This is a genomic window from Burkholderia sp. Ac-20379 (assembly GCF_017104645.1).
Taxonomy (GTDB): Bacteria; Pseudomonadota; Gammaproteobacteria; order Burkholderiales; family Burkholderiaceae; genus Burkholderia.
The window spans coordinates 1-12,589 of the sequence record NZ_JAAGPF010000010.1 but is presented as its reverse complement, the minus strand read 5'-3'; the positions used below and the strand labels follow the sequence as shown (position 1 = coordinate 12,589).

Below are 12,589 nucleotides of genomic sequence, written 5' to 3'. Positions count from 1 at the left end.
GTCAGGACAACAGGATAAAGACAGGAGACAAGCGAGTGAGCATCCAATACGACATGTCGTTGCGCCACGGCGTGGATTTCGAATTCCGCCTGGACGGCAAGGTGGCGGTGGTGACGGGCGGCCTCGGCGGCATCGCGATGGCGACCAACGCCGCGCTGATCGCCAAGGGCGCGCGCGTCGCGATCCTGCATCCTGCGTTCGAGGCGGCGCGCGTGCCGGCCGCGCTCGACACGCTCGGCCACGCCAACGCGGCGGCCTTCGCCTGCGACGTGGCCGACGAAGCCGACGTGGCCCGCGCAATGGCCGCGGCGCTCGCGCATTTCGGCGACCTGCATCTGCTGGTCAACGCCGCCGGCTGCATCACGCTGACGCCGGCCGAGGAGATCGGCATCGACGAATGGCAGCAGCAGATCGGCGTGAACCTGACCGGCCCATTCCTCTGCGCAAAGCACTTCGCGCGCCATGTATTGTCGAGCGGGCACGGCGGCAAGATCGTCAACATCGCCTCGCAGGCGGCCACCGTCGCGATCGACAAGCACTGCGCCTACACCTCGGCCAAGGCCGGCCTGATCGGCATGACCAAGGTGCTGGCCAAGGAATGGGCGGGGCGCGGCATCACCGTCAACACGGTGTCGCCCACGGTGGTGCTGACGCCGATGGGCGCGGCCGCGTGGGAAGGCGAGAAGGGCGAACGGATGAAGCAGTTGATTCCGGTCGGCCGCTTCGCCTACACCGACGAGATCGCCGCGGCGATCCTGTTCCTGCTGTCGAACGGCGCGGACATGATCACCGGCGCGGACATCATGATCGACGGCGGCTACACGATTTGCTGAAGTGGCGGTAACGGCGCGGCCCCGCTCGAATCACGGCCGCTTCCCTGAAAAACAGAAAATCGATTCGGAGACGACAGACATGTGGAAGAAGCTTGCAGTCACGGCGGCGGTGGCCGCTTCGATGGTGGCGGCGGTGCAGCCCGGCAGCGCGTACGCGGCCGGCAAGGGCACCATCGCGATTCTGGTGAATGCGCTCGACAACCCGTATTACGCGGCGGAGGCGAAGGGCGCCGACAAGGAAGCGAAGAAGCTCGGCTACGACACGATCGTGCTGTCGCACGGCGAGGACGTCAACAAGCAGAACGAACTGGTCAATCTCGTGATCGGCAAGGGCGTGAAGGGCATCATCCTCGACAACGCCGATTCGAACAGCAGCGTCGCCACGGTGCGCACCGCGCAGGAAAAGAAGGTGCCGGTGGTGCTGATCAACCGCGAGATCCCGAAGGACGGCATTGCGATCGCACAGCTGAGCCACAACAACCTGCAGGCCGGCTCGGAAGTGGCGCAGCGCTTCGTCGAGGCGATCGGCGAGAAGGGCGAATACGTCGAGCTGACCTGCAACCTCGCCGACAAGAACTGCGTGACGCGCTCGCAGGCCTTCCACCAGGTGCTCGATCAGTACCCCGATCTGAAGATGGTGGCGCGCCAGGACGCCAAGGGCGCGCTGCTGCCGGCCAAGCAGGCGATGGATTCGATCCTGCAGGAACACCCGCACATCAAGGGCGTGATCAGCGGCAACGGCCCGGTCGCGCTGGGCGCGATCGCCTCGCTCGATTCCGCGAACCGCAAGGACGTGGTGGTGATGGGCATCGACGGCAGCAACGACGAACGCGATTCGATCCTCGCCGGCAAGCTCAAGGCCAGCGTGATGCTGCAGGCGCAGGCGATCGCCGGCCACGGCGTGGACCTGCTCGACAAGTACCTGAAGACGGGCAAGACCGGCGAGCCGGAGCGTCAACTGTTCCGCGGCATCCTGATCACCAAGGCCAATGCCGCGAAAGTGAACGATTTCTACTACACCAAGTAAGCGTGTCCGGTGGTTGGCGCAGGCGCCGCGCACGGCGCGCGGCGGCCTGCGCCGAAGTCGTATTCAGATGAGGGTGTCATGGTTCCATCCATTCACGCGGCGCGCAGCGCATCGTTCCGCGCGGCGACGCGCCTGCTGTTGCTGATCGGCGCGGCCTCGCTGGCGGGCTGTCATGTGGTCACCGATCAGGAGCTTGCCGCGATTCGCGCGCAGGGCCAGCATCACGGCCCCGATCCCGAGAAGATCTTCACCGAGCAGGTGATCCCGTACGCCGACAAGAACGCGAAGCCGGCCGCGCAGGTGATCGGCGCGCTGAACCAGAATTTCGACGACGCGTGCAAGCAGTACGGCTTCCGGCAAAGCTCGGCATTCCCATGCAATTTCTGGATCCGCGTGCAGGGCACCGTGTCGCGCATCGACACCGCCTCGCGCGTCGGCAAGGCCGTGGTGGACGTGGCTCCGGCCAGCGGCGGCGGCGAGCCGGTGCAGGTGGCGCTCGAAACCGGCCCGGTGCTGATCGGCACCGGCGTGCGCGACGGTTTTCCCGGCGTGAAGTACGGCGATTTCGACGACCAGACGCGCTTCGCCGCGTTCGGCCAGGCGATCAACAAGCTGGTGGTGGCGCGCGCCGAGCAGTCGAAGCTGAAGGTGGGCGAGCGCGTGGACGTGGCCGCGGTGTACAGCAGTTGGAGCGAGCCGGCCGGCGAGATCCGCGCGATTCCGGTGGCCTGGAAATGAACGCGCCCGCCCATGCTCCCGCCGTGGAAGCGAGCGACGCGCGGCTCGCCAACGGCGTCAACGTGATCGAGACGCGCAAGCTCTCGAAAACCTACCCCGGCACCGCCGCGCTGGTGGACGTGGATTACCAGGTGCGGCGCGGCAAGGTCAACGTGCTGATCGGCGAGAACGGCGCCGGCAAATCCACGCTGATGAAGCTGCTCGCCGGCGCGGAAACGGCCACCTCGGGCGAGATCCTGATCGACGGCCGTGTCGCGCAGATCAGCGACGTGCGCAGCGCCGAGGCGCACGGCGTCGGCATCATCTTCCAGGAGCTGAACCTGTTCCCGGACATGACGGTGGCCGAGAACATCTTCGCCGGCAACGAGCTGACGAGCGGCGGCGTGATCCGCGCCAAGGCCGAGAATCATCAGGCCCGCGTGCTGCTCGACCGCCTGCAGATTCCGATCGATCCGCGCACGCGGCTCGGCGATCTGTACGTCGGCCAGCAGCAACTGGTGGAGATCGCCAAGGCGCTCTCGAAGCACATCAAGGTGCTGATCATGGACGAGCCCACCTCCGCGCTGTCGCGCACCGAGGTCGAGATCCTGTTCAAGATCATCCGGCAGTTGAAGGACGAAGGCGTGACGGTGATCTACATCTCGCATCGTCTCGAAGAGATCATGGCGATCGGCGACTGCATCACCGTGCTGCGCAACGGCCGGCTGGTGGCGCAGGACGACATCCCCAACATCGACATTCCGTGGATCATCGAGGCGATGGTCGGCTCCGCGAAGAAGCGCTTCGCGTTCGAGCAGCATGAGCTCGGCGGCGAGGTGCTCAAGGTCAGCGAACTGTCGCTGAAGCGGCCGAACGGCATCTACGCCGTCGATCACGTGTCGTTCTCGGTGCGCGCCGGCGAGGTGATCGGCATCTACGGGCTGATGGGCGCGGGCCGCACCGAGCTGCTCGAATCGCTGCTCGGCGCGCAGCCGCTGGCGGTGGGCGAGATCGAACTGGCCGGGCGCGCGATCGAGCGCCTGCCGATCCCGAAGCGGATCGAGGCCGGCATCGCGCTGGTGCCCGAGGATCGCCAGAAGCAGGGCATGGTGCAACTGATGTCGATCCTCGAGAACATGACGCTGTCGAGCCTCGGCAAGTTCGCGAGCCTGATGCGCTTCGGCGCGCTGCGCCGCGACAGCCAGGTCAGCGCCGCCAACGACATCGTCAAGAAGCTCGCGATCAAGGCCGCGTCGGTCGACGCGCCGATCACGTCGCTGTCGGGCGGCAACATGCAGAAGGTGGTGATCGGCAAGGCGCTGCTGACCGCGCCGAAGGTGCTGCTGATGGACGAGCCCACGCGCGGCATCGACGTGGGCGCGAAGGCCGACGTCTACCAGACCATCAGCCTGCTGGCCCGCGCCGGCATCGCCGTCATCTACGCCACATCCGAACTGGACGAGGCGATGGCGGTTTCCAACCGCGTGTTCGTGATGGCCAGCGGCAAGCTGTCGGCCGTCATGGACCGCGCGCAATTCGACAGCGAACGCATCGTGCGGGCGTCCACGCCCGCCACCGCAGTGGTCTGAAGCCAACGAGGCAACGAGGCAGACATCATGAATTCTTCCGACAGCAGCAACGCCCCGCTGCACCCCGTCCACGCCAAGCCGAACCGGCAGGGCGCCTACACGGCCGCACGCATCGCGGTGGGCCTGCTCAAGCTGCGCATCTTCATCGCGCTGTTCGCGATCGTGATCGTGTTCGCGTTCACGGCCGACAACTTCCTGTCCGCCAGCAACCTGCTGATCATGGCCAAGCACGTCACGATCGTCGCGATCCTGTCGATCGGCATGACGCTCGTGATCCTGACGGGCGGCATCGATCTGTCGGTGGGCTCGATCGTCGGCATCAGCGGCATGGCGGCCGGCTACCTGCTGCTCGAAGGCGTGCACGTGGGCCATCACGTGGTGTTCTTCACGCCGTTCGGCGTGGCCGTGATCGCCTGCCTGCTCGGCGCGCTGATCGGCGCCGTGAACGGCTACCTGATCACGGCGCTGAACGTGGCGCCGTTCATCGCCACGCTCGGCATGCTGTACGTGGTGCGCGGCGCTGCGCTGCTGGTCAACAACGGCAGCACGTTCGCCGATCTCGAAGGCAACCCGGCGCTCGGCAACACCGGCTTCGAATTCATCGGCAACGGCACGATCATGGGCCTGTCCACGCCGGTGTGGATCATGGCGCTGTTGGCGATCCTGACCATCTTCATCGCGCGCAAGACGCCGCTCGGCCGCCGCATCTACGCGATCGGCGGCAACGAGCAGGCCGCGAAGTTCTCGGGCATCCGCACGCATCGCGTCAAGCTGTTCGTCTACATGTTCTCGGGCTTCTGCGCGGCGATCGTCGGGCTCGTGATCACGGCGCAGCTGCAAACCGCGCACCCGCTGACGGGCCAGACCTACGAACTGAACGCGATCGCGGCCGTGGTGCTGGGCGGCACGGCGCTGATGGGCGGGCGCGGCACCGTGTTCGGCTCGGTGGTGGGCGCGTGCGTGATCAGCATCCTCGGCGACGGCATGGTGATGTGCGGCATCAGCGATTTCTGGCAGATGGTGATCAAGGGCCTCGTGATCATCTTCGCGGTGGTGGTGGATCAGCTCCAGCAGCGCCTGCAATCGCGCATGGTTTCCCTGACGGCCTGAGCCACGCACGCGGAGCGCACGACCCATGCAAACCATTCTGGCGATCGACCAGGGCACCAGCGGCACCAAGGCGCTGATTTTCGACGCGCAGGGGCAGGTGCACGCGCGCGGCTTCGTGGCCGTGCCGTGCACGCATCCGCGTACCGGCTTCGTCGAGCAGGACCCCGAAGCGTTGTACGCCTCGGTGCTGCAAGCGGTGGCGCAGTGCCTGGCGGCTTACCGCGAACAGGGCGGCGACGCGAACGGCATCGCCGGCATCGGCATCTCGAACCAGCGCGAAACCGTGGTGCTGTGGGACGAGGCCGGGCGGCCGCTGGTGCCGGCCGTGTCGTGGCAATGTCAGCGCTCGCTGCCGATCTGCGAGCGGCTCAAGCGCGACGGCCTCGAACCGCTGATCCTCGAACGCACCGGGCTGCTGATCGACCCGTATTTCTCGGGCAGCAAGCTGATCTGGCTGAACGAGAACGAACCGCGTGTGCGCGAGCGCATCGCGCGCGGCGAGGCGTATTTCGGCAACGTCGACAGCTGGCTGCTGTATCGCCTCACGCGCGGCGCCGCCTATTGCACCGATTACACCAATGCGTCGCGCACGCTGCTGTTCGACCTGGCCGCGCTCGAATGGGATCGCGAGCTGATCGAGCGATTCGGGCTGAACGGCCTGAAGCTGCCCGAGCCGCGCCCGTCGGCCTCGCCGTTCGGCGCGACCGATTTCGACGGCCTGCTCGCGCGGCCCGTGCCGATCGTCTCGATGATCGGCGATTCGCACGCGGCCGCCGTGGGCGAGGGCTGCCTGATGCCGGGCGTGGCGAAGGCCACCCTCGGAACCGGCTCGTCGATCCTGATGAACGTCGGCCATGCGCCGCAAGCGCCGGCGCACGGGCTGGTGTCCACGCTGTGCTTCGCGGCCGGCGAGCGCGTGGATTACGCGCTCGAAGGGATCGTGATCAGCGCCGGCTCCACGCCCGCGTTCCTCAAGGAAAAGCTGAACCTGTTCGACGATTTCGCCGATGCCGAGCGCGCGTTCACCGAGCACGACAACGGCGGCGTGTACGTGATCCCGGCGTTTTCCGGGATCGGCTGCCCGCACTGGAAATACCCGGGCGGCGCGCAGATCGTCGGCCTCAATTTCTCGACGTCGTGGCAGCAGGTGGCGCGGGCGGCGTACGAGTCGATCATCTATCAGATCAAGGACGTCATCACCGTCATGGAGCAGGCCGCCGGCGTGCCGCTGAGCGAGCTGAACCTCGACGGCGGGCTCGTGCAGCGGCCGTTCCTGTTGCAGACGCTGGCCGACACGCTGAACCGGCCCGTCAGCACGCTGGTGCTCAGCGAGATTTCCGCGTCGGGCGCGGCGGCGCTGGCGGCGCTCGAAGCCGGCCTGATCGGCACGCTGGAGGCATGGCGCGCGCAGCGCGTGATCGCGCGGCGCATCGAGCCGGGCGAGGGCGTGGAGGCGGCGGCGCGCAACCATGCGCAGTGGCTGCGCTGGATCGAGCGTCTGTGACGCGGCATCGAATCACTCTCAACGGAACGTATTCAGGAGAACGCAAGGTGGCGAACGAAGCAAAGCGGTTCGTGAACAAGGTGGCGGTGGTGACGGGCGGCAGCCGCGGCATCGGTTTCGGCATTGCCGAGCGCTTCGCGCAGGAAGGCGCGAAGGTGTGCGTGTCGGCCAACGAGAAGAGCGTGCACGACGCGGCCGCGCGGCTGCGCGAGCTGGGCTGCGACGCGATCGCCGTGGAAGCGGACGTGACGAGCAAGGCCGACGTGACCGCGCTGTACGACGAGGTGGCCGCCAAGCTCGGCGAGGTGGACATTTCGGTGCAGAACGCCGGCGTGATCACCATCGCGAAGCTGCCCGACCTGACCGAAGCCGAATGGGACAAGGTGATGGCCGTGAACACCAAGGGCGTGTTCCTGTGCTGCCAGGAAGCGGCCACGCGCATGCTGCGCGCGGGCAAGGGCGGCCGGCTGATCAACACGGCGTCGGGGCAGGCGCGCCAGGGCTTCGTCTACACGCCGCACTACGCGGCCAGCAAGTTCGGGGTGCTGGGCATCACGCAGAGCCTCGCCAAGGAACTTGCGCCCACCGGCATCACCGTCAACGCGTTCTGCCCGGGCATCATCACCACCGACATGTGGGCCTACAACGACGAGGCCTGGGGCAAGCTGCTCGGCGATTACAAGCCGGGCGAGCTGATGGCCGAGTGGGTCGAGAACATCCCGATGAAGCGCGCCGGCAAGGGCAGCGACGTGGCCGGGCTGGTGGCGTTCCTGGCGTCGGAGGATGCCGGCTACATCACCGGGCAGACGATCAACGTGGACGGCGGGATGTTCATGTCGTGACGGCAGGGCGCGCGCACCGGTTAGGTCGGCGCGCGCGTGCCGGGCGTCAGTCGTTGACCGACAGCACGAAGGTGGGCGCCGGGATGTCCTTTGCGTCGATCTCGGCGTTGAGCGGCGTGACCGCCGTGCCGATCGCGAAGAACTCGATCACATGGCTTTCCCAGCGATACGATTTCTCGTGGATCGTCGTGCCGATCACGCCCTCGGCCTTGGCCGTCTGCGCTTCCACCTGCATGCGCTCGATCGCCAGCTCGCGCGCGCTGTAGATCGCCTGCGTGAATTCCTCCAGCTCCACGTTGCGCAACGCCTGGCCCCAGGCCTTGAGCAGGCCGCGATGCGCGACGTGATACACGCAACTGCCCATCACCAGTTCGATCGGCCGGTACCCGGCGTTCAGCAGCGTGTAGAAATCCTGACCGGACAGATCCGACGTGAACGGGCCGCCGTCGTGCGCGCGGAAGCCCTCGCGCTCGTGGTGGTGCACCACGCCCGTGCCGATCGCCACGAATTCGAGGATGTTCGCGTCCCACTCCACATGCTTGATGTCGAGCCGCACGCCCACGATGCCGTGCGCGCCCATCTCGCGCGCTTCCTCGCGCATCCGCGACATGGCCAGCTCGCGCGCGTGGTACATGGCCTGCGATAACACTTCGAGTTCCTGATTTTTATTCCATGCGCCGTACTGGATGCCGACGTGATAGATGCTGCTGCCGACGCACAGCCCGATCGGCTCGAAGCCGGCCTTGCGCACCAGCAGGAATTCGTTGACGGACAGATCCGAGGTGAAGACGGCGGTGGGATGCGCCTTGCTGCGTAACCCCTGCAGGCGCTCGCGCGCGGTGGCGGGAAGCTGCGGGGTGGCTTGCTGCGTGGTGGTGTCGCTCATTCCGGTCTCTCGCTGGGAAGGATTCAGAGGCTGTCGTCGTAGGCGCGGTGATGCTCGCCGGTGCTGCGCAGGTTGTCGGGACGCTCGCTGAGGTCGATCACGAACTCGACCGGATGCGCGAACGGCACGCGTTCGTCGTAATCCACCACCGTGCCGATCACGATGTGGCGCCCGAGCACGCGGCCGAGGCCGGTGTCCTCGTCGTAGAACAGCTCGCCGAAATGCAGCGGCGCGAGCACGCCATTGCCCTGGCGGCGGGCGTCGGAACGCAGGTCGGCATGCGCGCGGCGGCGGATGCGTTCCCAGAACTGGGCCGTTTTATTGAGCGGACGGTTGCCGCTCCAGGTGTCGCCGGGCTGGGCGTCGAGCGGCGTGGTGCTCCACTCGAAATGCGCGCCCACGGCGATTCCCACCGGCACGATGCCGGCTTCGAGCAACTGGATGAATTCGAGCGCGGGCACGGTCGAGACGATCGGCTGCGGGCTCGGCGGCAGGCCTTCGATGCGCACGGCGGTGCCGATCAGCGAGTAATCCATGCTGTCGCCGGCTTCGAGATCGGTGCTGACCATGCGCGTGTCGATCACGGCGTTCGCGCCCAGCGCGGCCGCTTCGGCGCGCAGGCGATCGAGCGCGCGGTGCCAGCCTTGCGCGTGCCCCTCGGTCCACGAATAGCCGTAGTGCATCCAGCAGGTGGCCGCGATCGGCGCGATCATCCGCAGCCCGTGGCTGCGCGCCAGCGACAGCTCCGCCACGGTCAGCGTGGACACCCACGGCAGCGCGCAGCGCTTCGAATCGGCGAGCCGCTGGCGCACGAGGTACGGCACCTCGTCCGCGTCGAAGAACGGGCCGTCGGGCAGCTTGCGCGCCACCGGCGCATTGGAGGGCAACGGCGAGCCGCTGGCAGGCGTTGCCGCCCCCGTGCCGCCGAACAGCGATTTCAACCAACCCATCGAGCGCTCCTCGAAGTGGTGTGAATGCCTGGGAAATCAGAGCCCGGCCAGCAGCTCGGAGATGGCGCGCGCGTGATCGGTGCTGGCGTGCACCTGCGCCATCACGGCCTGCATCCATGCGCCGGGCGCGAGCGCGCGGGTGGACAGCACCACGCCGCGCACCTTCTTCTCGACCTCGGTGCTCAGGTGGTGGCCGTCGTTCATGCGCATGACGAAGGTTTCGGTGTCGAACGTGATCGAGATGCCGACCACGTGTTCGGTCTTGCGCAGCAAGCCGCGCCGCACCGTATGCACCTGCGCGTGATGCGGCAGCGCTTGCGAGACGATGGCCACGAAGCGCTCGAAGAAGCTCGCGCGATCGGCCTGCGCGTGGCGCAGCCATGCGGTATCCAGATCGAAATTGGCGAGCGGGGCAGCGCTGCCCGCGCTCGCGACATGATCGGCATCGCTCATCTCAGCGCTCCAGCGGGCGCGCGAGCGCATCGGCCTGCACGCCACTCATGCCCGCCACGAGCTGGTCGCGCACGGCGATCAGCTTCTGTTCGCGTTCGCGATCCTGTGCCTGCACCTGCTGCTCGATCGCCAGCACGTCCTTCATCGTCTCGACCGATTGCGCGGCCGCGGCGGCCAGCGCGTCGATGTTGCGCGGATCGCCGCCGAGGCTGCGCGCCGCTTCCACGGCCGCCTCGTGGCTGCCCTGCACGGCCAGCGCGGTGATCTGGCGCGCGGCGGCGTCGAGCTTCTCGCTTTCCTCGCCGGCGCGGCGCGTGTCGGCCTGCACCACGGCTTGCGCGGCCACCGCCATCAGGCGCGGGATGGTCACCATGATGCCGGTGCCGAGCTTGCTGGCGCGCGTTTCTGCCGCCTTGCGGTTCGATGCGATCAGCGGGATCAGGCTGGCCGCCGAGATCATCGCCTCGCGCAGGTCGGCGATGCGGCCGCGGAAATTCGCGAGCGTGTTGCGGTAATCCATCGCGATGGCCGCGTCGCCGGCCGTGCGCGTGCGCAGCGCCACCTGACGCAGCGCCTCGGCTTCGTCCACGCCGCGATCGAGCGCGATCTGCATGGCCGCGATCGACAGCGACAGTTCAGACACGCCGTGACGCACCGCCTGCGATTGCTGGTCGAGCTGCTGGATCGTGACCATCAGGTCGCCCTGGATGCGGCGCGCCCGCGCGACTTCGTCGTCCATCAGCGCGAGGAACGCCTTGCGGTTTTCCTGAAACGATTTCACCGCGCCGTGGGCGACCTTGCCGATGCGGCCGAGGCGCGCCAGCAGGCCGGTGGCCTTCGGCGCGGCGTCGTGCGCTTCCTGCTGCAATTCCTCGATCCGCAGGATCTTGATGCCGTCGATCACGGCCGCCGCGATGCGGCCGATTTCGCCGGCCTCGCCCACGGTCGTTTCGGACAGCAGACGACGCGACGCGGTGGCGAGCGGCTGCAGCGCCTGATCGACGAAGCGCAGCGTGGAGGTGCCGTCGTCGAAGCGGATCCGGGCGGCGCGTTCGCGGGCCAGCGTCTGCTGCTCGGGCGACAGCGAGGCGAGATCGACGAGCCGCGCCTCGGGCGCCATCGGCACGAGCATGTCGGGCGGCAGCGGGGCCGGCAGGGAAGGCTCGGGCGAGGCAACCGCCGGATCGGGCATGGCGGGCGTTTCGCTCGCGGGATTGAGATACGCCGACAGATCCATCGGCGCGTGGCTTGAATCGGCCGAACTCGGCTTGGACACAGGTTCGCTCATACCGGTACTCGTCGAAGAGTCAGGGGAAGCAGGGGGAAATCGGAGGTGCCGCGGCGCGGGCGGTGTCAGCGGGAAGGCAGGGGAAGGTCTCTCGAATCTTTCATTTTTTACCAATTCAGCCACATGGGATCGGAATTGCGTAGCGATTTATATCACCAAACGATAGCCGTTGTGTGGAAGTCCTGAATGGTTTTTTGCAGTGCGGCAACGCGCTTGCCGCACTGTGAGAAATCCGCTTTCGAATCGCCGATTCGATTATTTCGTATGGCTGACGATCTCAGTTTTTCGGCCGCCACGCGTCGAACGTGACCGGCTTGTTGCGGTCCGCGCGCGTGACGGTGGCCTTGTCCGGCAACAGCGCGTCGGCGTTCGGGTTTTGATCGGGATTCATCGCGCTGTCGTGCACGATTTCCTGATGGAACAGCCAGGTGCGCCGCGCCGGATCGTAATGGAACGTGATGTTGTCGCTCCAGTGATTCGGGCCGGCGGCCACGCCGTTCTGCACCGAGAAATAGCGGTTCTTGATCGCGAGGCCGTTGGTGTCGAGATCGAGATACGGATCGCCGGAAATGCCGCCGTCGTCGGCCTTCATGACCACCCGATCGTTGCGCGCCGCCAGCGTGTACGTGCCGTCGGCGTTCTGCACGATCACGAGCAGCGGCCGCACCGACGGCTGCTGCTGCGTGTCGGGCGCGCGATGCGCCACGACCAGATAATCCTTGCGCCCTGCATCGGTCAGCGAGCCGGCCAGATGATCGATCTCGGTGTAGCCGGCCGGAATCAGCTTCTTGACCGCGGCGGGCAGCGGCGGGTTGCCGTCGCAGCGAGACGGCGCCACGTCGCAGGCCGCGAACGCGGTGGCGGCGGCGCCGAACAGGGCGGCGGCCGTGGCGAGATGCACGAGCATTTTCATTTCGCGTGAGTTTTCGTGAGCCGGTAGATGCCGTCGGCGGAGACGTTGTGGCCGAAGCCGCAGGCGGTGTAATCGCCGATGGTCTTGATGGTCAGCGTTTCGGGTTCCGAAAGACGCAGTTCGATCAGGCAACGGCCGTCCTTCGCGTACGGCGCGGTATCGGCGATGCGCCGGGTGGCGTCGATCGGCGCCGAATCGTCGTTGCCGGGCGCGGGCGCCACCGGGATGCGCGCCACACCGTCGAAGAAGCGCACGTTCGCGGCCAGGTCGCCGAGGTTCGCCGACAGTTCGCCGTCGCTCGGCAGCGTCGGATAGAGGAACTCGGTGCTCAACAGGTAAACGCCGGGGCGGCCCTTGACCGGTTCGAGCGGCACCTCGTTGTTCGGGCCCGCCCAGGTCGGGGCGCTGTAGGTCGCGCCGCTCGCGGGCAAGCCCGCGACCACGTCGCGCGTGGCCACCGCCGCGAGCCGCTCGCCA

At 67.2% G+C, this 12,589-nt stretch carries 13 protein-coding genes; 7 read left to right on the top strand and 6 right to left on the bottom strand.

The window, feature by feature from the left end; translation table 11 throughout:
• Positions 1-35 precede the first annotated feature (35 nt).
• From G3N92_RS02430 to G3N92_RS02400, 7 genes are all read left to right on the top strand, one after another.
• Positions 36-833, top strand: a complete 798-nt coding sequence (locus G3N92_RS02430; RefSeq protein ID WP_339385927.1) for a GolD/DthD family dehydrogenase — start codon at positions 36-38, stop codon at positions 831-833.
• Positions 834-912: 79 nt separating this feature from the next.
• Positions 913-1,860 carry a D-ribose ABC transporter substrate-binding protein gene (locus G3N92_RS02425; protein ID WP_206125842.1) on the top strand — a complete coding sequence of 316 codons (948 nt, stop codon included), beginning with the start codon at positions 913-915 and terminating at the stop codon, positions 1,858-1,860.
• 78 nt (positions 1,861-1,938) lie between these two features.
• Complete coding sequence (locus G3N92_RS02420) at positions 1,939-2,598, top strand: DUF2291 family protein (RefSeq protein ID WP_206125841.1); 660 nt, start codon at positions 1,939-1,941, stop codon at positions 2,596-2,598.
• Positions 2,595-4,166 carry a sugar ABC transporter ATP-binding protein gene (locus G3N92_RS02415; RefSeq protein WP_206125840.1) on the top strand — a complete coding sequence of 524 codons (1,572 nt, stop codon included), beginning with the start codon at positions 2,595-2,597 and terminating at the stop codon, positions 4,164-4,166. Before G3N92_RS02420 ends, G3N92_RS02415 begins: the two co-directional genes overlap by 4 nt.
• 27 nt (positions 4,167-4,193) lie before the next feature.
• Positions 4,194-5,276 (top strand): ABC transporter permease, encoded by a 1,083-nt coding sequence (locus G3N92_RS02410; protein ID WP_206125839.1) that lies wholly within the window; start codon positions 4,194-4,196, stop codon positions 5,274-5,276.
• A gap of 25 nt (positions 5,277-5,301) precedes the next feature.
• Entirely contained in the window at positions 5,302-6,780 is a 1,479-nt protein-coding gene (locus tag G3N92_RS02405) for an FGGY family carbohydrate kinase (RefSeq protein ID WP_206125838.1), read from the top strand.
• Between the two features lie 47 nt (positions 6,781-6,827).
• Positions 6,828-7,622 (top strand): glucose 1-dehydrogenase, encoded by a 795-nt coding sequence (locus G3N92_RS02400; protein ID WP_339385926.1) that lies wholly within the window; start codon positions 6,828-6,830, stop codon positions 7,620-7,622.
• Positions 7,623-7,668: 46 nt separating this feature from the next.
• On the opposite strand, the gene G3N92_RS02395 is transcribed toward G3N92_RS02400, so the two are convergent.
• The 6 genes from G3N92_RS02395 to G3N92_RS02370 all read right to left on the bottom strand — a co-directional run.
• Positions 7,669-8,508, bottom strand: a complete 840-nt coding sequence (locus G3N92_RS02395) for a heavy metal-binding domain-containing protein (protein WP_206125836.1) — start codon at positions 8,506-8,508, stop codon at positions 7,669-7,671.
• Positions 8,509-8,531: 23 nt separating this feature from the next.
• On the bottom strand, positions 8,532-9,458 hold the full coding sequence (locus G3N92_RS02390; RefSeq protein WP_206125835.1) for a heavy metal-binding domain-containing protein: 927 nt from the start codon (positions 9,456-9,458) through the stop codon (positions 8,532-8,534).
• 36 nt (positions 9,459-9,494) lie between these two features.
• Positions 9,495-9,911 carry a hypothetical protein gene (locus G3N92_RS02385; RefSeq protein ID WP_206125834.1) on the bottom strand — a complete coding sequence of 139 codons (417 nt, stop codon included), beginning with the start codon at positions 9,909-9,911 and terminating at the stop codon, positions 9,495-9,497.
• 1 nt (position 9,912) lies between these two features.
• Positions 9,913-11,199 (bottom strand): toxic anion resistance protein, encoded by a 1,287-nt coding sequence (locus G3N92_RS02380; RefSeq protein WP_206125833.1) that lies wholly within the window; start codon positions 11,197-11,199, stop codon positions 9,913-9,915.
• Positions 11,200-11,476: 277 nt separating this feature from the next.
• Complete coding sequence (locus tag G3N92_RS02375; RefSeq protein ID WP_206125832.1) at positions 11,477-12,112, bottom strand: hypothetical protein; 636 nt, start codon at positions 12,110-12,112, stop codon at positions 11,477-11,479.
• On the bottom strand, positions 12,109-12,589 hold a 481-nt coding region (locus tag G3N92_RS02370), incomplete at its 5' end, for a hypothetical protein (RefSeq protein ID WP_206125831.1). The genes G3N92_RS02375 and G3N92_RS02370, both read right to left, overlap by 4 nt.